Origin of the sequence: Diaphorobacter limosus (assembly GCF_033100095.1) — a bacterium.
Classification (GTDB): Bacteria; Pseudomonadota; Gammaproteobacteria; order Burkholderiales; family Burkholderiaceae_C; genus Alicycliphilus; species Alicycliphilus limosus.
Genome location: NZ_CP136921.1, coordinates 1307273 through 1326955 on the forward strand (window position 1 = coordinate 1307273; position 19683 = coordinate 1326955).

Annotated in this window: 18 protein-coding genes; 8 read left to right on the forward strand and 10 right to left on the reverse strand. The window is 67.3% G+C overall.

The genetic code is table 11. The features are described from left to right. Positions 1 to 30 precede the first annotated feature (30 nt). The 3 genes from P4826_RS06350 to P4826_RS06360 are packed head-to-tail and all read left to right on the forward strand — an operon-like array spanning position 31 to position 7163. Positions 31 to 2946 (forward strand): hypothetical protein, encoded by a 2916-nt coding sequence (locus P4826_RS06350; protein ID WP_317703052.1) that lies wholly within the window; start codon positions 31 to 33, stop codon positions 2944 to 2946. Between the two features lie 2 nt (positions 2947 to 2948). After that, a complete protein-coding gene (locus tag P4826_RS06355) occupies positions 2949 to 4067 on the forward strand; it encodes a ComEC/Rec2 family competence protein (RefSeq protein ID WP_317703053.1) in 1119 nt (372 codons plus the stop codon). Between the two features lie 27 nt (positions 4068 to 4094). Further along, positions 4095 to 7163: a CHAT domain-containing protein gene (locus P4826_RS06360; RefSeq protein WP_317703054.1), complete on the forward strand. Its 3069-nt coding sequence runs from the start codon at positions 4095 to 4097 to the stop codon at positions 7161 to 7163. Between the two features lie 18 nt (positions 7164 to 7181). On the opposite strand, the gene P4826_RS06365 is transcribed toward P4826_RS06360, so the two are convergent. The 3 genes from P4826_RS06365 to guaB all read right to left on the reverse strand — a co-directional run bounded on the left by P4826_RS06365 (position 7182) and on the right by guaB (position 10714). After that, positions 7182 to 7538 carry a RidA family protein gene (locus P4826_RS06365; RefSeq protein ID WP_317703055.1) on the reverse strand — a complete coding sequence of 119 codons (357 nt, stop codon included), beginning with the start codon at positions 7536 to 7538 and terminating at the stop codon, positions 7182 to 7184. Between the two features lie 5 nt (positions 7539 to 7543). Next, positions 7544 to 9160 carry a glutamine-hydrolyzing GMP synthase gene (guaA, locus tag P4826_RS06370; protein WP_317703056.1) on the reverse strand — a complete coding sequence of 539 codons (1617 nt, stop codon included), beginning with the start codon at positions 9158 to 9160 and terminating at the stop codon, positions 7544 to 7546. A gap of 78 nt (positions 9161 to 9238) precedes the next feature. Then, the gene (gene guaB / locus P4826_RS06375; protein ID WP_317703057.1) at positions 9239 to 10714 is read right to left on the reverse strand and encodes an IMP dehydrogenase; all 1476 of its coding nucleotides are present in this window, start codon (positions 10712 to 10714) and stop codon (positions 9239 to 9241) included. 107 nt (positions 10715 to 10821) lie between these two features. Between guaB and P4826_RS06380 the strand changes: the two genes are divergently transcribed. Continuing rightward, positions 10822 to 11328: a DUF4124 domain-containing protein gene (locus tag P4826_RS06380; RefSeq protein ID WP_317703058.1), complete on the forward strand. Its 507-nt coding sequence runs from the start codon at positions 10822 to 10824 to the stop codon at positions 11326 to 11328. A gap of 27 nt (positions 11329 to 11355) precedes the next feature. Here the strand turns inward: P4826_RS06380 and P4826_RS06385 are convergent, their stop codons facing one another. Both P4826_RS06385 and P4826_RS06390 read right to left on the reverse strand, forming a co-directional pair. Next, positions 11356 to 11694 carry an RnfH family protein gene (locus P4826_RS06385; RefSeq protein ID WP_317703059.1) on the reverse strand — a complete coding sequence of 113 codons (339 nt, stop codon included), beginning with the start codon at positions 11692 to 11694 and terminating at the stop codon, positions 11356 to 11358. Continuing rightward, on the reverse strand, positions 11687 to 12127 hold the full coding sequence (locus P4826_RS06390; RefSeq protein ID WP_317703060.1) for a type II toxin-antitoxin system RatA family toxin: 441 nt from the start codon (positions 12125 to 12127) through the stop codon (positions 11687 to 11689). The genes P4826_RS06385 and P4826_RS06390 overlap by 8 nt, the downstream gene beginning before the upstream one ends. An 87-nt stretch (positions 12128 to 12214) precedes the next feature. Here P4826_RS06390 and smpB point away from each other — a divergent pair, with 87 nt between their 5' ends. The 4 genes from smpB (at position 12215) to P4826_RS06410 (ending at position 14528) form a co-directional block, all read left to right on the forward strand. After that, positions 12215 to 12688: an SsrA-binding protein SmpB gene (gene smpB / locus P4826_RS06395; RefSeq protein WP_317703061.1), complete on the forward strand. Its 474-nt coding sequence runs from the start codon at positions 12215 to 12217 to the stop codon at positions 12686 to 12688. Positions 12689 to 12789: 101 nt separating this feature from the next. After that, the gene (locus tag P4826_RS06400) at positions 12790 to 13155 is read left to right on the forward strand and encodes a COG4315 family predicted lipoprotein (RefSeq protein WP_317703062.1); all 366 of its coding nucleotides are present in this window, start codon (positions 12790 to 12792) and stop codon (positions 13153 to 13155) included. Positions 13156 to 13161: 6 nt separating this feature from the next. Beyond that, positions 13162 to 13686, forward strand: coding sequence for an RNA polymerase sigma factor (locus P4826_RS06405; RefSeq protein WP_317703063.1), 525 nt, complete (start codon positions 13162 to 13164; stop codon positions 13684 to 13686). Positions 13687 to 13700: 14 nt separating this feature from the next. Then, the gene (locus P4826_RS06410) at positions 13701 to 14528 is read left to right on the forward strand and encodes an anti-sigma factor family protein (protein WP_425605235.1); all 828 of its coding nucleotides are present in this window, start codon (positions 13701 to 13703) and stop codon (positions 14526 to 14528) included. On the opposite strand, the gene P4826_RS06415 is transcribed toward P4826_RS06410, so the two are convergent. Genes P4826_RS06415 through rbfA form a run of 5 tightly spaced genes read right to left on the reverse strand, consistent with a single transcriptional unit; the run spans position 14479 to position 19659 of the window. Further along, positions 14479 to 15570 (reverse strand): enoyl-CoA hydratase/isomerase family protein, encoded by a 1092-nt coding sequence (locus P4826_RS06415; RefSeq protein WP_317703065.1) that lies wholly within the window; start codon positions 15568 to 15570, stop codon positions 14479 to 14481. The two genes, P4826_RS06410 and P4826_RS06415, sit on opposite strands and share 50 nt — an antisense overlap. Further along, positions 15567 to 16406, reverse strand: coding sequence for a DMT family transporter (locus P4826_RS06420; protein WP_317703725.1), 840 nt, complete (start codon positions 16404 to 16406; stop codon positions 15567 to 15569). The genes P4826_RS06415 and P4826_RS06420 overlap by 4 nt, the downstream gene beginning before the upstream one ends. Positions 16407 to 16461: 55 nt before the next feature. Next, positions 16462 to 18291 (reverse strand): translational GTPase TypA, encoded by a 1830-nt coding sequence (gene typA / locus P4826_RS06425; RefSeq protein ID WP_317703066.1) that lies wholly within the window; start codon positions 18289 to 18291, stop codon positions 16462 to 16464. Between the two features lie 26 nt (positions 18292 to 18317). Next, a complete protein-coding gene (truB, locus tag P4826_RS06430) occupies positions 18318 to 19289 on the reverse strand; it encodes a tRNA pseudouridine(55) synthase TruB (protein WP_317703067.1) in 972 nt (323 codons plus the stop codon). Further along, positions 19282 to 19659 (reverse strand): 30S ribosome-binding factor RbfA, encoded by a 378-nt coding sequence (rbfA, locus tag P4826_RS06435; RefSeq protein WP_317703068.1) that lies wholly within the window; start codon positions 19657 to 19659, stop codon positions 19282 to 19284. Before rbfA ends, truB begins: the two co-directional genes overlap by 8 nt. Between the last annotated feature and the right edge of the window lie 24 nt (positions 19660 to 19683).

A 19683-nucleotide genomic window follows, 5' to 3' on the forward strand; every position in this document is an offset into this window, starting at 1 on the left:
GGGCACCCGATCCACCACTGGAGACCGACCATGAAGTTCGATTTCTGGATCCGCTGGGGCATGAACCTGTCCGACGCCGACTTTGCCGCGGCCTGGCTGGCACTGGGCATTGCCGCTGGCGCCGCCCGCAAACCGCCTGCCGCCAAGGGTGACTTGGCGCGGGCGCGGGCCGCCGCCGCCACGCCGGACGATGGGCTGGCGATTGCGCGCGACGCGCTGACCGGTGCGCTATCGGTTGCCGCCGAACAGGACCAAGGTGTGAACTGGCGCTTCCCTGATCCTGACGACTGCGTGGATGCCGATGGCCGCCTGCCCCTGAGCCGCATCGCCCCGGCGGCCTGGGCCCAGGCCTGGGGTGCAGCAGCAGGCCAGGCGCCAGCACCCCGCCTGCGCGTGACCAACGCGCCGGAAGACGAGCCATACCTGCCCTGGCTGCGCCTGCTGTCCGAGGCCCGCCCCAAGGTTGCCGCCGTCTCCATGGCCTGGCAGGCACCCAACCCCCAGCTGGTGCTGGCCTGGCCGCTGCGCCTGGGCGCCGTGTCTGCCGAGGGCGAGGCCGTAATCGCCGCCGCGCGGGAGCAATGGCCCAGCGATCGACTGACCCAGCGCGTCGGCATAGACCGCGACAACGCCAACTGCGATGTGCTGGTACACAGCGGCACCTTGGCTACGCTGCTCTCCGCCCTTGCGGCGCAGCCGTTTCATTGCAAGGCCAACCTGGTACTGGTCGCCTCCGCCAGCGACGCGGGTGGCGCAGCAGTGCTAAAACAAATCCGCGCCATTGCGCAGAAGACCAATGCCAGCGGCGTCCTGCTGTGGACGCAGCCCGCCGATGCCCGCGCCAGCGGGTTGGCGCTGAATGCCTTCATCAATGAGTTCTCGCACGACCTGCCGCTGGATCAGGCTCTGCATGCCGCCGCCCAGCGCGAACCCGTAGGCGAGGCGAGCGGCTGGCTCACCGATGCTGTTGCCGGCCTGCATCTGCATGCGCTGGCCGACACGCTGGTGGCGCGTGCGCAGGCGCTGCCCGCCGGCACCGCCATCAAGGTTAAGGATTTGAGCGCGCATTGGGTAAAACGCATTGCGCCTGTCACAACGCGCGCGGGCGGTTTTGCCGGTGCCTCCAAGGCCATGCCGGAGGGCTATGAGGACGTGGACACGGTGCAACTAGACACCAGTCAGCTGGACTACCTTGGCGAATCCCATGGCGCCTCCGAGCTTGCGACCCTGGGCGACGCGCTGGCGAATGCACGCACCACGACCAAGGCCGAGACGCACCGCGCCGCGCGCTACCTGCAGCAGCAGTCCTTTGTGCGCCGGCGCGGCCGATATGCCGCGGCGGCCGGCGGCTTTGTCGCCGGCGCACCCGCGCTGGTGCGCGTGCGCATAGGCCCGCCCCAGGGCAAATGGCAGTCCACCCCGGCGGAGTTTCCGGCAGAGGCGCTGCCGCCGGGCTACCAGCAATGGCGGCTCACCGTCTGGCTGACCGAAGCCAGGCAACTGGATGAACCCTTGCGCAAGACCATCACCCTGCCAATCGATGGTGCCAGCACCGAATGTGAATTTCGCTTCACACCCCGCAGCGCCGGCCCCTTCGACGGCCGGATCAGCGTGCTGCACCGCGGGCGCGTGCTGCAGACCGCCGCGCTGCGTGGCGGCGTCATCGCCGACGGCGCACCCGCGGATGCCAAGGCCATGCCGGTGCTCGCTGACATCGTGCCGGTGCGCCATCGCCTGGGCGACCTGGAGGGCCGGCGCCAGTTCGACCTGGCGTTTGTCACCAACCACACGAGTGCGGGCGAGCCGCGTGCGGTCGCCCTTTCGGCCAATCACGCGTGGATTTCCGATGTCACCAAGAGCCTGGCGGTCACGCAGGACATCAACACCGCGCTCTCCAAGGTGGCCAAGTCGGTGGCCGACTACACCGACGGGCTCTCTGGCGAGAAGGGGCGCGCACTGTTCGTGGATCTGGCCAAGAAAGGCGCCTGGCTGCAGCTGTACCTGGTAAGCAACCAGATTCAGCGCCCCGGCAACCGGCCCGATGTGGCCGAGCAGGAATATATCCAGATCGTCAGCACGCGCAGCGATGCCATCGTGCCCTTCGAGTTCATCTACGACCATGAGGTGCCGGACGACGATGCAGCCATCTGCCCGCAGTGGCGCGATGCGCTGGAGCACGGCAACTGTGCGCAAGGATGCAATGGTGGCGACCCCAGGCGGGTCTGCCCCCTGGGGTTCTGGGGCCTGCGCAAGGTCATAGAACGCCACCAGGTCAGCCCCGAACTCGCGGCCCCGGGACGGGAGCTTTTCCTGCAGTCGGAGCCGGGGCGGGATACGACGGACCTACCCCTGGGCGGCACGGCCTTGTTTGCCAGCAGCCAGAAGGTACCCAATGCGGCGCAGAACACCGTGACGGCGGCACTCACACAAAAGCTGGGCCTGGCGCCCATGCAGGCAACCAACTGGTCCGACTGGGCCACCATGGTCGGCCAGGCCAGGCCGCATTTCCTGCTGGCACTGCCGCACACCGACGGCACCGGCGCCAACGTCACGCTGGAGATAGGCGGCACCACCATAGGCACCATCCAGGTCAAGCCGGCGCATGTGCACCCGGCCAAGGACGACGCACGCCCGCTGGTCGCCCTGCTAGGCTGCGACACCGCCGGCACCGCCAACGAATACGCCGAGCATGTGGCGGTGTTCCGCGATCGCGGCGCCGCCGTAGTGATAGGCACCATCGCCACCGTGTTTGGCGAGCATGCGGCCCGCGTGGGAGTGCTGTTGGCGCAGGAGCTGCTGCCCGACGGCGCGCCGCCGCAACGCCTGGGCGAGGCCATGCGCACGCTCAAGCGCCGGGCACTGCTTGAAGACCTGCTCATGCCGCTGTGCGTGGTCGCCTATGGCGATGCTGACTGGCGGCTGGTGCGTGAAGTTGCAGGAGGATGACCATGACCCAGCCATTCTTCACGGTAGAGATGCTGCCAGCCAGGCACGGCGACGCGCTGTGGATCGAGTACGGCGACGAGCGCCGCACGCGCCGCATCCTGATCGACGGCGGCCCGCTGCACGCCTGGCCGGACTTTGCGGCGCGCATCGGCAAGCTCCCCGCGGGTGACCAGCGTATCGAGCTGCTGGTGATCACGCATGTGGACACTGACCATATCGAGGGCATCATCCGCCTGCTGGCACTGCCGCGTGCCAAGTGGCCGCTGGAGCCCATGGACATCTGGTTCAACGGCTACCGGCAGATCGAGGCGCAAAAGGATTTGGGCGGGCGCGAGGGTGAGTTCCTCAGCGCCCTCATCCACCGGCGTGCCTTTGACGAGTGGAACCGGGCCTTTGGTCGCAATGCCGTGGTCGTGCCGGGCAAGGGGCCACTGCCACGCATTGCCCTGCCGGACAAGGACGGCATGGTGCTCACGCTGCTGTCGCCCGACAAGGCCAAGCTGACCGCCATGGGAAAGCGCTGGCGCAAGGATGTGGCGCAGTGGGAGCTGGACCCGGGGGATCTGGACGCCGCCTGGGCGCAATTGGTCGATGAAGCCAAATTTCACCCCGGCGCCGAGCTGACCCTGGGGCCTGAGGATTTGACGGCCCAGTTGCGCGCCCAGCTCAAGGGTGCGGACGCATCAGCAGCCAACGGCAGCAGCATTGCCTTCCTGGCCGAATACGCGGGCAAGTCCTGCCTGTTCCTGGCCGACGCGCACATGAAGACCGTGTGCGCCTCCATCCGCCGTCTGCTTGCGCCGGGCCAGGATGCGCTGCGCGTGGACGCCGTGAAGCTGGCCCACCACGGCAGCCGCAACAACCTGACGCCGGAATTCATGCAGCTGGTGGACGCCGAGCATTTCCTGTTCAGCAGCAACGGCGACAAGTTCAAGCACCCGGACGCGCAGGCGGTCCAGGCCGTGATCCACGGCGCGCGCCGCAAGCCCACGCTGTGGTTCAACTACCGCAGCGCCTTCAACGAGCGCTGGGAAGCCGGCTCGCAAGCTGCCAACGCGGCCTACGCCACGCGCTATCCCGCGCCGGGCGCGGCCGGCATCACCGTGCCACTGCTGGCCTGAAGCTGCCCTCCACCAAACGAGATACGCATGACAGACCAGCAAGCAACGGCGCCGGACTGGAGCCGATTTCACGGAGCCATGGTCTCGGGCACGATGCAGGGCGAGATCCTCTCGGCCTGTGAACGCGCGTGGGCCTGGCTGGAGCTGCCTGCAGAAGACTGCGCGCGCCGGATCGAAGACACCATCCACAGCGATGTTGCCGCCCGCTGGCAGCTGCAGGCCCTGCCCTTCGTGCGGCACCGGCTGATGCATGAGGCAGGTATTCACCCCAACGACAACGCGCCGCGTGCCGCCCTGTCCGACTCCGTGGCAACGGGGCAGGCCAGCGCTGCCGAGCTTGAACTGTCGCGCCACCTGAATGCCACGCTGGCCATCGACCGGCTGGTGACCGAGCGCTTTCCTGATGCGGTACTGCCGCCCGCGTCGTCGGACGGGCAGCGCGAGGCGCTGCTCGGCCGCACACCCGCCTTGACCGAGGCCATGCACGCCTGTGACGTCGCCCGCGCCACGCCGCAAGGGCTGGCGCGGCTGCAGGCAGCCATTGCCGTCCTTGACGCCGCAGGCTCCCAGGCGCAGGGCGACATCGCGCGCGAACAGGCCTGGTGGCTGGGCCTCGCCTGGTGGGCCGCCGGGCGCGCGGCGCTGGAGCTTGGCCAGCAGGGCGCAGGCCGTCAGGCCTACGAGCACGCCGTGGCGCATTACACCCAGGCCGCCGACACACAGGCGGCCGAAGACTGCCGAGAACGCCTGCGCGACCTGGCCGCGCGGCGCACGGGCGACTTCGACACGGCGGCCGGGCGCGAGCTGTCCGCCCTGCTCCTGCGCCGCGACCCACTTGGGCGCGCCCGGGCGCTGTGCCGGCTGGTACGCGAGACGCTTGCCACGGGCGACCGCTTCGAGGCCGCTCGCCTGGCCGAGCAGGCCGCGCTGGTGCTGGCCGAGGCGGGTTACCCGGATCCGGAAAGCGATTTCGACAAGGCTGCGCAGCAATGGGTGGACAGCGCTTGCCCCACCTGCACCGGCAGCGCTCTCATCGCCCAGCTGTGCGAGATCGCCCAGCACTGGGCCGCCATCCTCGGGGCCCGGGCCAGCCAGCGCATGCAGGACGACCCCGCCGCCAGCGAACATGCCGAACTCGTGCTGCGCCGCATATCCCCCTGGGCGGGCGAACTGCTCAACCAGGCCGACGCGGCCGAACAAGCCACCGCGCAGCGCTTTGCCCTGTGGTGCCCACCACAAACCCAGCCTTTGCCCGAACGGCACCCGGCCGCCCCATTGCCGCAGGGCATGGTCACGCTGGACATGCTCGATGATTCCTTGGCCGAGCTGCGCAGCGCCTGCAACGAACGTGCCGACCCGGCGCAGGTCGACGAGGCGCGCGCGCTGCGCGCCAGTGCCCAGCAGGCCGGGGCGCGCATCCATGTGGTGCGGGCCTGGCTGGAAGAAGCCTATGTGCTGCTTGCGCTGCAACGCCCGGCCGAGGCGGCAGAAGCGTCGCAGCAGGCGCTGGACTGCCTGCTGGCTGGCGCAAAGCCCGCACTTTCGGCATTTGCCACGGGCTTCGAGCGCGAGCTCTACCTCACCGCCATCAGCTACCAGGCACGCGCATTCATGGCCACGCAGGACAGCGCGGCCATCATCGCGCTGTGCGAGCCGGTGATCCGCGATCTGGAGGGCGAACGCCTGCGGGTCAGCAGCCCCTACCAGCAAAGCGCCTTCCTCGCCACGCGCACCGAGCTGTATGAGGCCGTCGCCGCCGCCGCATACCGCACGCAGCGGCTGGATTTGCTGCTGGAGATCAGCGAGCTATTGAAGGCGCGCGCGGCACTGCGCAGCCGCCTTGCGCCGAGCACCCCCAGCGAAAACGGCGACCTGGATGCCGAGCTGCGCGCCTGCAATGCCGGACTGCTGGCCGCCACGCCCGAATCGGATCAGGAACGCAGCCTGCGCGAGCGGCGGCGCTGGCTGTTCAGCGCACGCGCCATCAGGCGCGCGGGTGATGGCCAGGTCATGCCGCCAATCAGCGTTGCAGCTCTGCAAGCGGTGTTGACGCCGCAAGAGGCAGCCATCACCTGGTTCTGGCTGGGAACGGCGACGCTCATCGTGCTTGCGCTCACAGCCGATCGCACGCGCCACATGGTCGTCAAGCTCGATGCCAACCAGCAGGCCCGCCTGGCGGACTATCTGGCCTGCATCCACGCACTGGCCGAGGCGCAGCCACGCTACGGCACGCTGATACCAGCCATGGACGCGCTGATCGCCGAGATCGGCCCGGTACTGCTGCCGCAGGCGGCGCGCGACCTCCTCGATGGCAAGACCCGGTTGATCCTGTGCCCGCATCGCCAGTTGCACCTGTTTGCCTTCCACGCGGTGTTGCACGACGGCAGCCCCCTTGGCGCCACATACGCCATTCGCTACACGCCCAGTCTTTCAAGCCTCTTCGTGCCCTGGCGCGGCGACGGCCAAGAGGCGGTGCTGTTGGTCGGCGTAAGACAGTTCGACGATCCGGCCCTGCCGGAACTGCCCGAGGCCGAGCAAGAGGCACTGACGGTGGCCGCGCTGCACGGGCCCAATGGCCGTGCGCTGACAGGCGCCACCAAGGCGCAGTTCCTGGCACAGGCACTGCCATCGCTGCGCTGCCTGCACCTGGCGACGCACGGCAGCAGCGTGCTGACTGGCGCTGCGGCCGACGACCCGCTCGATTGCGCGCTGCATCTGCGCGATGCTGCGGTGAGCGGCTGGGAGCTGACGGGCCTGCACCTGCCCGCCGAGCTCGTGGTGCTGGCGACCTGCCATTCCGCACAGCGCGCCATCGCTGGCCGTGGCCTGGACAGTCTGCCGGGTGATGATCTGTTTGGTCTGCCGGCCACCCTCTGCGAAGCAGGTGTGCATCAGCTGCTCGGGGCGCTTTGGAGTGCGCAGGACAACGCGGCACGCACCATCGTCAGTGAGTTTCACCGCGCATACGCACGCGGCGCCGAAGCCGATGTCGCGCTGCGCGACGCCCTGCACGCCTACCTTGCCAACGCCTCGCACCCGCGAGAGGCCTTCTTCTGGGCGCCCTTCACGCTGACCGCATTCAGCCGACGCGTGTGAGCCAGTGCACCGGATGCGTCAGGCCTGCGCCGCCGTGACCACGATCTCGATGCTGTAGACCGGGTCGGCCAACGCCGCCTGCACCGTGGCCCGGGGCGGCGCCGCACCGGGGACGACCCACGCATCCCATACCTCGTTCATGAGACCGATCTCGCGGATATCGATCAGGTAAATCTGCGCCCTCAGAATGCGCGACTTGTCGCTGCCGGCTTCCTTCAGGCGCTGCTCCACCTGGGCCAGCACGTCCTCGGTCTGGCCGCGAATGTCGGTATCGCCCCGCTCCGGCACCATGCCCGCGAGATAGACGATGCCGTTGCAAACCGCTGCCTCGCTATAACGGGCCGCCACGCCAATGCGTTGAATGTCCTGAGGCATGGTGTTCACTCCCACTCAATCGTCGCCGGCGGCTTGCTGCTCACGTCGTAGGTCACGCGATTGATTCCGCGCACCTCGTTGATGATGCGGCCGGACACCTTTTTCAGCAGGCTGTAGGGCAGCTCGGCCCAGTCGGCGGTCATGAAGTCGCTGGTTTGCACGGCGCGCAGCGCCACCACGTAGTCGTAGGTGCGGCCGTCGCCCATCACGCCCACGCTTTTCACGGGCAGGAAGACGGTGAAGGCTTGGGATGTGAGGTCGTACCAGGTCTTGCCCGTGGCCGGGTCGATGGCCGCGCGCAGCTCTTCGATGAAGATGGCGTCAGCGCGGCGCAAGAGATCCGCGTAGTCTTTCTTGACCTCGCCCAGGATGCGCACGCCCAGGCCCGGGCCGGGGAAGGGGTGGCGATAGACCATCTCGCGCGGCAGGCCCAGGGCCACGCCCAGCTCGCGCACCTCGTCCTTGAACAGGTCGCGCAGCGGCTCCAGCAGCTTCAAGCCCAACTGCTCGGGCAGGCCGCCGACGTTGTGGTGGCTCTTGATGGTGACGGCTTTTTTGCTCTTGGCGCCGCCCGACTCGATCACGTCGGGGTAGATGGTGCCCTGGGCCAGGAAGGTGGCGCCCTTGTGGCCGGCATTGGCGGCTTTCAGCTTGGCCGCCTCGGCCTTGAACACGTCCACGAACAGGCCGCCAATGATCTTGCGCTTTTGCTCGGGCTCGCTCACGCCGGCGAGCTTGCCCAGGAACAGGTCGCTGGCGTCCACACGGATCACCTTGGCGTGCAACTTGCCCTGGAACATGTCCATGACCATGTCGCCTTCATGAAGGCGCAGCAGGCCGTGGTCAACGAACACGCAGGTCAGCTGGTCGCCGATGGCGCGGTGGATGAGCGCTGCGGCCACGCTGGAATCGACGCCGCCGGACAGGCCAAGAATCACTTCCTCGTCGCCCACCTGCTCGCGGATCTTGGCAACCGCTTCTTCGATGTGATCCTTCATCACCCAGTCGGCCTGCGCGCCGCAGATGTCCCGCACGAAGCGCGAGAGCAGCGCCATGCCCTGCACGGTGTGCGTGACCTCGGGGTGGAACTGCACGGCGTAATAGCCCCGCGCCTCGTCGGCCATGCCGGCGATGGGGCAGCTGGGCGTGCTGGCCATGAGCTTGAAGCCCGGCGGCAGCGCCGTGACCTTGTCGCCGTGGCTCATCCACACCTTGAGCATGCCGTGGCCTTCGGCGGTGGCGAAGTCCTCGATGCCTTTGAGCAGCGCGGTGTGGCCGTGAGCGCGCACCTCGGCGTAGCCAAACTCGCGGCTGTTGCTGCCTTCAACCTTGCCGCCCAGCTGGTTGGCCATGGTCTGCATGCCGTAGCAGATGCCCAGCACCGGGATGCCCAGCTCGAACACGGCGTCCGGCGCCTTGTCGTCCACTTCGTAGACGCTGGCGTGACTGCCCGACAGGATCACGCCCTTGAGCCTGCCGTCGGCGGCAAATTCGCGCACCCAGTCGCTGCTCACGTCGCAGGGGTGCACCTCGCAGTACACATGCGCCTCGCGCACGCGGCGCGCGATGAGCTGGGTGACCTGGGAGCCGAAGTCGAGGATGAGGATCTTGTCGTGTGCCATGGTGATTTATAAAGAAATCAGCCTCTAGCGCTTGCCAGTCAAGCGTTAGAGGCTCTCAAAATAATAGTGATTGGTGGCTTAGTCGGCGCGGTAGTTGGGCGCTTCCTTGGTGATTTGCACGTCGTGCACATGCGATTCACGGATGCCGGCGGCGGTGATCTCGACGAACTCGGCCTTGTCGTTCATCTCGGCGATCGTGGCGCAGCCGCAGTAGCCCATGGCGGCGCGCACGCCACCAGCCATCTGGAAGACGATGCTGACCATGCTGCCCTTGTAGGGCACGCGGCCTTCGATGCCCTCGGGCACCAGCTTGTCGGCGTTGGGGTTGCCGGTGGTCGCTTCCTGGAAGTAGCGATCCGCGCTGCCCTGCTGCATGGCGCCGATGGAGCCCATGCCGCGGTAGCTCTTGTAGCTGCGGCCCTGGTAGAGGATGACCTCGCCCGGCGCTTCCTCGGTGCCGGCAAACATGCCGCCCATCATGATGGTCGACGCGCCTGCGGCGATGGCCTTGGCGATGTCGCCCGAGAAGCGGATACCGCCGTCGGCAATCAAGGGCACGCCCGTGCCCTTGAGCGCCTGGGCCACGCTGTCGATGGCCATGATCTGCGGCACGCCCACACCGGCGACGATGCGCGTGGTGCAGATCGAGCCCGGGCCGATGCCGACCTTGACGGCGTCGGCACCGGCTTCGACCAGCGCCAGCGCAGCCGCGCCGGTGGCGATGTTGCCGCCGATCACGTCCACCTGCGGGTAGTTCTGCTTGACCCAGCGCACGCGATCGATCACGCCCTTGCTGTGGCCGTGCGCGGTGTCCACGACGATGGCATCGACCCCGGCCTTGACCAGGGCGGCGACGCGTTCCTCGGTGCCCGCACCCACACCCACGGCCGCGGCCACGCGCAGGCGCCCCTCGCTGTCGCGCGCGGCGTTGGGGAAGGTGGTCTGCTTGTTGATGTCCTTGACGGTGATCAGGCCCTTCAATTCAAAGGCGTCGTTCACCACCAAGAGACGCTCCAGCTTGTGCTTGTTTAAAAGTGCCTTGGCCTGGGCCGGGCTGGTGTGGTCACGCTCGTTGACCGTGATCAGCTTCTCGCGCGGCGTCATGATCTGGCTGACCTTGACGTCGTAACGCGTCTCAAAGCGCACGTCGCGGCTGGTGACGATGCCAATCACCTTGCCGCCGTCGCACACCGGAAAACCCGAGATGCCCAGGTTTTCCGACAGCTCCAGCACCTGAAGCACCGTGTGCTCGGGGGTGATGACCACCGGGTCATGCACCACGCCAGACTCGTGGCGCTTGACCTTGGAGACCTCGGCGGCCTGCTGCTCGGCCGTCATGTTCTTGTGGATGACGCCGATACCGCCCTCTTGCGCGATGGCAATCGCCAGGCGCGCCTCGGTCACGGTGTCCATGGCGGCGGACACGAGTGGCAGGTTCAGGGTGATGTTGCGCGTGAAGCGCGTGGCGAGGGAGGTGTCCTTGGGCAGGACCTGGGAGTACGCTGGCACCAACAACACATCGTCGAAGGTGAGCGCTTTTCCGAGAAGGCGCATGTGAAAGCTCCAAAAAAACGATTGTACCCGTGACTGCCGCTGTCGAAAAAACGACATGCCGTGGCCTTGTTGGCCGCCAGAAAGGTCTCGCCGTTACACTCGCTTGCATGAAACCGCACAAGCTTCTTCTGCTGGCATTGGCATGCACCTGGGCCACGGGCGCGTTCGCGCAATGGCAGTGGCTGGACAAGGACGGGCGCAAGGTGTTCAGCGACCGGCCACCACCGTCCGAGGTGCCGGAGAAGAACATCCTCAAGCAGCCCCACATCAGCAGCCGGCCTCGCCCTGCGGCCCCGCCCGTAGGCGCAGAGGCCAACGCGGATACGCCCGTCACGGCCCAGGCCACCCCCGGCCAAGGCAAGGACAAGCAGCTGGAAGAAAACAAGGCCAAGGCCGAGGCCGCCGAGGCCGCCAAGAAAAAGGCCGAACAAGAGCGCGTGGCCAAGGCCCGCGCCGACAATTGCGCACGCGCCAGGCTCAACAAGGTTCAGCTGGCCCCTGGTCGATTGGTGGCCCATACCAATGCCAAGGGCGAGCGCAGCTACATGGACGATGCCACGCGCGAGGCCGAGCTGCGCCGGGCCGACGACATCATCGCCGCGGACTGCCAGTAACGCCGCCTGGTGCCGGCCATCGGCACCTCAATAACCCGCCTTGGAGCCAGGCCGGCGCTTGGCAAACAGGCCCGCAACACGCGCGCCCTGGGCCTTGAAGCGCTGGCGCCTTGCCAGTTTCGGGTCCACCGTCAGCGGACGGCAGCATTCCAACCGGTCGCCATCACGCAACACCTCGTGCGCTTTGGCTGGCCTGCCCCAGATGCCGCAGGCCAGCCGATCGGCCTGCGGCATGAGCCCGCAGGCCCGCAGCGCGTCAGCCACGGTGGCGCCCTGCGCCAATTGCAGCTGCCACTCCTGCACCTCGCCGGGCCGCAGCGATGCGGCCACGGTGATACGCAGGCTTGCCGCGCCGCCCTCAGCCATAGACATCCTCGGCGCGCTTGATGAAGGCGTCCACGAAGGTGGCGGCAATGCGGTCGAAAACCGGGCCGACCAGGGCTGCCAGCGTGCGGCTGTCAAAGCCGTAATGCAATTGCAGCTCCACCTTGCAGGCACGCTGCGTGCCGTCGCCCACGGGGTGGAAATGCCAATCGCCATCAAGCTTGGAGAACGGGCCTTCGACCAGCTCCATCTTCACGCGCCGGCCCTGCTCGTGGGTATTGCGCGTGACGAAGGACTTGCGCAGGCCGCCCAGGGAGATGCCGACCTCGGCCTTCATTCCATGGGCGTCTTGCTCCAGGACAGTGCTGTGGTCGCACCAGGGCAAGAACTCCGGGTAGCTGGCAACGTCCGTCACCAGGGCGAACATTTCTTCGGGGCTGTACCAGATGAGGACGGATTTGTTGACTGTTTTCATGGAGGCGGGCGCCTAGAATGGGGGCGCGAGACGACAACGATTGTAGGGAGGCCTTGGAACTCCCGGTTTGCGCCGCACCTGAATAACATGGCCAAGAAACCCGATACATCGTCACGCATCGCCGACAACAAGAAGGCGGCATACAACTACTTCTTCGAGGAACGCCACGAGGCCGGCATGGTTCTGCATGGCTGGGAGGTCAAGGCGCTGCGCGAGGGCAAGGTGCAGCTGACCGATGGCTACGTGGTCATCAAGGACGGCGAGCTGTTTTTGATCGGCTGCCAGATCAACCCCCTGAAAACCGCCTCCACCCACGTCAACCCCGACGCCACGCGCATCAAGAAGCTGCTGCTGCACAAGGAAGAGATCCGCCGCCTGATTGGCAAGGTGGAGCAAAAGGGCTACACCCTGGTGCCGCTGAACCTGCACTGGAAGGACGGCCGCGCCAAGTGCGACATCGCCCTGGCCAAGGGCAAGGCCGAGCACGACAAGCGCGACACCATCAAGGATCGCGAAGGCAAGCGCGAGGTCGAACGCGCCATGAAGAGCCGCCACCGCTGACCGGTTTTTTCGACAGGGCGTGGAATAAATGCCCCTGCCATGGTGTTCATCCCTGCGTCCGGCCGCAATCTCACCCGGTCGGCACCACGACGGAGAACCTCATGACCAAACTCAACTCCCTGCTCGCCGTGCTGGCCCTGGCCGGCTGCTATTCCATGCCCCATGCCCAGGTGATGACCCAGGGCGGCGCCCTGGTCGGCGCCAACGGCATGACGCTCTACACCTTCGACAAGGACATGGCCGACAGCGGCAAGTCGGTCTGCAACGGCGCCTGTGCCACCAACTGGCCACCGCTCACCGCCACGGCGGCGCCCGGCGGCGAGGGCTACAGCCTGGTCACGCGCGACGATGGCACCAAGCAGGTGGCCTACAAGGGCAAGCCGCTGTACTACTGGAGCAAGGACATGAAGCCAGGCGACAAGACCGGCGACGGCGTGAACAACCTCTGGCGCACCGCCACACCGTAAGCGCCCATGAACCGCGCCCAGGTCGTGGAGCAACTGCCCGGACTGCGCCGCTACGCGCGTGCGCTCACCGGCAACGCCTGGGCGGCCGACGATCTGGTGCAGGACACGCTGGAGCGCGCCTGCCGCAAATGGCTGCTCTGGCGCAGCGGCAGCGATCTGCGCGCCTGGTTGTTCACGCTGATGCACAACCTCTACTTGAACCAGCGCCGCGGCCTGCTGGAGGTGCAGGCGCTGGACGACCAGGCCCTGGCGACACTGGCGGGCACGGATGATGCAGCCGCCGACATGGCCATGGATCTGGATCGCTGCCTGCAGCGCCTGCCCGCCGAGCAACGTGCCGTGCTGCTGCTGGTGACGCTGGAGGACATGGCCTATGCCGACGTGGCGCGCGTGCTGGACATTCCTGTGGGCACTGTGATGTCGCGCCTGTCGCGCGCCCGCAGCCGCATGCGCGAGCTGATGGAGACCGCGCCTGCCCAGGCACCGGCCGCCGGCGCAGCCCCGCCAGCCCCGTTGCGCCGCATGAAGTGACCCCCATCGCGACGATGCCGATCATGAACACCTCTTCCAGCCCCCAGGATCCGGACGCATCCAGGCTGCACGCCCTGGTGGATGGCCGCCTGCCGCCCGAACAGGCCGCGCTTCTGCGCGCCAGCCTGGATGCCGCTACAGGCGAGGATGCCGACGCCTGGGCGCGCCAGCGCGCGCTGTTGCGGACCCTGCACGGCGACTGGCTGCAGCGCCCCCTGCCCGAGGCGCTGCACCAGGCGGCCGAGCGCCTGCAGAACCAGCATGCCCAGCGCCGGCGCTGGGGCGGCGTGGCCGCGGGCTGGGTACTGGCCTTCGGCCTGGGCTGGGGCCTGCATGGGGCAAGCGGCGGCGGCGCCACGCAGGCCATGGCGGCGCCCCGGCTGTTTGCCCAGCAGGCCACCGTGGCCCATGCCGTCTACCAGCCCGAGCAGCGCCACCCCGTCGAGGTGACGGCCGCGCAGCAGGAGCATCTGGTGCAGTGGCTGTCCAGGCGCCTGGAGCGCCCGCTGACGGTGCCGCATCTACAGGATCAGGGCTATGAGCTGGTGGGCGGGCGCCTGCTGCCCGGCGGCAGTGGCGCGCGCGCCCAGTTCATGTACCAGAACGCCGCCGGCCAGCGCATCACCCTGTACCTGGGGGCGCTGGAGCAGGCCCAGGCCGAGGCCTTCCACTTCTACGGCGACGGGGCGGTATCGAGCTTTTACTGGGTCGATCGCGGCTTTGGCTACGCGCTCAGCGGCGCGCTGCCGCGCCCGGCGCTGCAGGCGCTGGCCACGGCCGTGTACCAGCAGCTCAGCGCAGCGCCGCCAGCGGGTGCGCGTGCGCCGGCCAGGGGCTCTTGAAGAACTGCTGCACCAGCTCAGGCGCCACGTCCTCGATGCGCGCCGGGTTCCAACGCGGGCTCTGGTCCTTGTCCACGGCCAGGGCGCGAATGCCCTCCAGGGTTTCACTCTGGCCCGGGCGCAGGTAGAAGCAGTGGCGCACCATATCGCGCTCCATGCGCAGGTCGTCGGCCAGGTCCATGGTGCGCGCGCGCCGGATCTGCTCCAGCACCACATGCAGCATCAGCGGCGAGCGCTTGCGCAGCAACGCTGCAGTGGCGCGCGCCCAGTCGTCGCCGGCGCCCTCCAGTGCGGCGACGATGGTGGGCACATCAGGCAATGAGAAGTATTGGTCAATTTGGCCTCTAGCGCTTACTTGGCAAGCGCCAGAAGCTATCATTTTTGACTCAACCCACTGCTGCACGGCCGCGCCGCTGGCAAAGCTTTGCGCGCCCAGGGCGTCCCACAGCCCGGCCTGCTGGTCAGCGGGCAAGAAGCCGTCGGCCAGCTTGAAGGCGATGGCGTCGGCCGCGCCAATGGTCTCGCCGCTCAAGGCCAGCCACTCGCCCACCCGGCCCGGGCAACGCGAGAGGAAGTAGCCGCCGCCCACGTCGGGGAACAGGCCAATGATGGTCTCGGGCATGGCCATCTTGGTACGCTCGGTCACGACGCGCAGGCTGGCCCCCTGGCTGATGCCCATGCCGCCGCCCATGACGATGCCATCCATGAAGGCGATGTAGGGCTTGCCGAAGTTGTGGATCAGGTGGTTGAGGGCGTATTCCTCGGTGAAGAAGTCCTCGATCTGCGGGTTGCCCACGGTGCCGGCCTGGTGCAGAAAGCGGATGTCGCCACCGGCGCAGAAGGCGCCGAAGGCACCTTCCTTGTTGCTGCCGCGAATGGCCACGCCCAGCACCTGGTCGTTCTTCTGCCAGTCCAGCAGCACGGCCATCAGCTCGCGCACCATGCCCAGCGACAGGGCATTCAGCGCCCGGGGGCGGTTGAGCGTAATGCAGCCCACCTGGCCGCGCAGCTCGGCAATCACTTCATGTGTTGTCTCGGTCATGGTTGTTCCTTCCATCCCAGCAGTTCATTGAAAACCAGCGCGCCGATCACCAGCGTGCCGCCCATCAGCACGGCCGGGGCCGGGCGCTCGCCGGCGCCCACCCAGACCAGCACGATGCCAAAAATCACTTCCAGCAGGCCCAGCAGCGCGATCTCCGGCGCCTTGAGCACACGCCCGCAGTACACCACCAGCACGCAGGGGATGGCCAGCTGCACCAGGCCCAGCAGCCCAAGCAGGGACAGATCACGCGCCGATGCCTGAAACGGCAGGGCCCAGGGTAGCGTGGCCGCGGCCGACAGCGCCGCGCCGATCAGCACCGCCGGCACCAGATCGACCGCCTGGCCATGGCGCTGCGAATGCTGCACCACGGTCCAGTTGATGGCCGCCGCCACGGGAATGCACAACGCCACGGCCAGCCCCACGGGCGACAGGGAGCGCACCTCGGCGCCATACATCCAGACGATGCCCAGGCCCGCCACCACGATGGCCGCCGCCGTGCGCGGTGCTATGCGATGGCCTATGAAAACGCGCGCCACCAGGGCCGTGAGCATGGGCCCGACCGCCATGGTGACCAGCACATTGGCCACCGGCATCAGCGTGATGGCCACCATGAAGGCGGCAAACATCACGCTCCAGCACAGGCCCGACAACCACAGCGCGCGCGGCCCGCGCCATACCTTGGCAAACACGTCGCGCCCGCTCAGCCAGGGCAGGATGACGAGCAACGAGAGCAGCATGAAGAAGCTGCGCCAGAAGGTCACCTCGAAGCTGCGCGCCTGCTCCAGGTGGCGCGTGACCACGCCGGCGATAGACCACATCAGCGCCGCCAGCGCCATCAGCCATACGGCCCGGCCATGCGTCAGGCCAGGGCGCGCGTTGGCGGGATGTGCCTCAAGCGCCTTCACGGCTGGCGCGCTTGCGCTCGTGTTCCTTGAGGTGGCGCTTGCGCAGGCGGATGCTCTTGGGCGTGATCTCCACCAGCTCGTCGTCCTCAATGAACTCCACGCCGTACTCCAGCGTCAGGTCAATGGGCGGCGTGATCTTGATCGCATCTTCCTTGCCGCTGACGCGGAAGTTGGTCAGCTGCTTGGTGCGGGTGGCGTTGACCACCAGGTCGTTGTCGCGGTTGTGCACGCCCACCAGCATGCCCTCGTACACCGGGTCGCCGGCCTTGACGAACATGCGGCCGCGGTCGTCGAGCTTGCCCAGGGCGTAGGTGAAGATTTCACCGTCGTCCATGGAGATCAGCACGCCGTTCTTGCGACCGCCGATCTCGCCCTTGTGCGGCTCGTAGCTATCAAAAATATTGCTGATCAGGCCCGAGCCACGCGTCAGGTTCAAGAATTCGTTGGTAAAGCCGATCAGGCCACGCGCCGGGATGCGGTACTCCAGGCGCACGCGGCCACGGCCGTCCGGCTCCATGTTGACCAGCTCGCCCTTGCGCTCGCCCAGCGCCTGCATCACGCCGCCCTGGTGGCCTTCTTCGATGTCGGCGGTCACCAGCTCGATGGGCTCGCAGCGCTCGCCGTCGATGTCCTTGAACACCACGCGCGGCTTGGAGACAGCCAGCTCGTAGCCCTCGCGGCGCATTTCTTCCAAGAGAATGGTCAGGTGCAGCTCGCCGCGGCCGGAGACTTCAAAAATGCCGTCCTCGTCGGTTTCCTTGACGCGCAGCGCCACGTTGGAGCGCAACTCTTTCTGCAGACGGTCCCAGATCTGGCGGCTGGTGACGAACTTGCCTTCGCGGCCGGCAAGCGGGCTGGTGTTGACGCAGAAGTTCATGGTCAGCGTCGGCTCGTCGATCTTGAGCATGGGCAGGGGTTGCGGGTCGGCCACGTCGGTGATGGTCTCGCCGATGCCGACGTTCTCGATGCCGTTGATCAACACGATCTCGGACGGACCGGCCTCGGTCACCTGCACGCGGTCCAGGCCCTGGAACTGATGGATCTGGTTGATACGGCCCTTGTAGCTGTTGCCCTCCGGGCCAGCCATGACCAGCACGTCCTGGCCCGCCTTGAGCGTGCCCTGGGTGATGCGGCCCACGCCGATACGGCCGACAAAGGTGGAGTAGTCCAGCGCCGAGACCTGCATCTGCACCGGTGCGGCCGGGTCGCCCTTGATCGAGGGCACATGCTTGAGCACGGTGTTGAACAGGGCCGACATGTCGGGGCCCCACTGTTCACCGGGGTTACCCTGCTCCAGCGCGCTCCAGCCGTTGATGCCCGAGGCATAGACCACGGGAAAGTCGAGCTGCTCGTCGGTGGCGCCCAGCTTGTCGAACAGATCGAAGGCGGCGTTCACCACGTAGTCGGGGCGCGCGCCGGGCTTGTCCACCTTGTTCACGACGACGATGGGCTTCAAGCCCAGCGCCAGCGCCTTCTTGGTCACGAAGCGCGTCTGCGGCATGGGGCCTTCCTGCGCGTCGATGAGCAGTACCACGCCGTCCACCATTGAGAGCGCGCGCTCCACCTCGCCGCCAAAGTCGGCGTGGCCGGGCGTGTCGAGGATGTTGATGTGCGTGCCCTCCCAGCTCACGGCGCAGTTCTTGGCCAGGATGGTGATGCCACGCTCGCGCTCGATGGCGTTGCTGTCCATCACCGTGTCCACCACTTTCTCGTGTTGGGCGAAGGTGCCGGACTGGCGCAGCAGCTGGTCCACCATGGTGGTCTTGCCATGGTCGACGTGGGCGATGATGGCGATGTTGCGGATTTGTTTGCTCATAGCGTTGTTTTCCAAAATGCCGCGTCCTATGCGCGCGGCGCGCTTTCCAATATCTGTTGAATTTCCAGGGGGCTCAGCAGCCTGTCCGGGATCAGCTCACCCTGCGCGACATGAGCCACGCCCAGCAGCGCCCTGGGGCGCGTGCCATACACGGCCACGGCCGGCGCATCGGCCCAGGGGCCACGCCGGCGCAGGCCGGACAGAAAGCGCCCGGCCTCGCTCTCATCCAGCGTGACCCTTTCGTGCTGCGCGAGCAGCGTGTCCACGCTCTGCACACAGGCCAGGCGCTCGTCCTCGGTCATGGCCTCGAGTGCGGCCAGCGTCACGCAGCGCTGCACGCCCAGGCCGCCAGTGTCAATGCGGCGCAGAAACGTCAGGTGCGCACCGCAGCCCAGGGCCTGACCTATGTCCTCGCCCAGGGTGCGGATGTAGGTGCCTTTGCTGCAGGTTACTATTATTTTTATAGCTGTTTGCGCTTTACCCACCTGCGATACAGCCAGTTCTAATGCATGAATGGTGACATCGCGCGGCGCCCGCTCGACCTCCACGCCGGCACGTGCGTATTCGTACAACGCCTTGCCGTCCTTCTTCAGCGCACTGTGCATGGGAGGCACCTGGCGTATGGCGCCGGTGAACTGCGCCTGCACCTGCGCCAGGCGCTCGGGCGTGAGCTGGCCAGGGTCTACATCGCGCCGCTGCAGCACCTCGCCTTCGGCATCGCCGGTGCTGGTCGTGATGCCCAACAGGGCGACTGCCTCGTAGGTCTTGGGTGCATCCAGCTGCAGCGCGCTGAACTTGGTGGCCGCACCAAAGCACAGCGGCAGCACGCCGGTCGCCAGCGGGTCGAGCGTGCCGGTGTGGCCGGCCTTCTCGGCGCGCAGCAACCACTTCACCTTTTGCAAGGCGTTGTTGCTGGACAGGCCCAGGGGTTTGTCGAGCAGCAGCACTCCGTGCACCGGGCGCCGCTGCACCCGGATGCGGGGAGCGCGCTCAATCATTGCCGTCGTCGTCCTTGGAACGCGAGGCCACGGCGCGCGCGATCAGCGCATTCATGTCGGCCGCGCGCTCGGGCGTGCGGTCGAACAGGAAGTGCAGCGTGGGCACGGTGTGGATGTGCAGGCGCTTGAACAGTCCGTTGCGCAAAAAGCCCGCGGCCTGGTTCAGCGCCTCCTGCGTGGCCTCGGCATCGCCCACCAGCACGCTGAAGAACACCTTGGCATGAGCGTAGTCGGGCGTGACCTCGACGGCCTGCAGCGTGACCATGCCGATGCGCGGGTCCTTCAGCTCGCGGATCAGCTCCGCGAGGTCGCGCTGGATCTGATCCGAGACCTGGTGGCCACGGTTGGGTTTGGTGCTTCGTTTAGGCATAGGGCATGTGGTGCGTTAAACGTT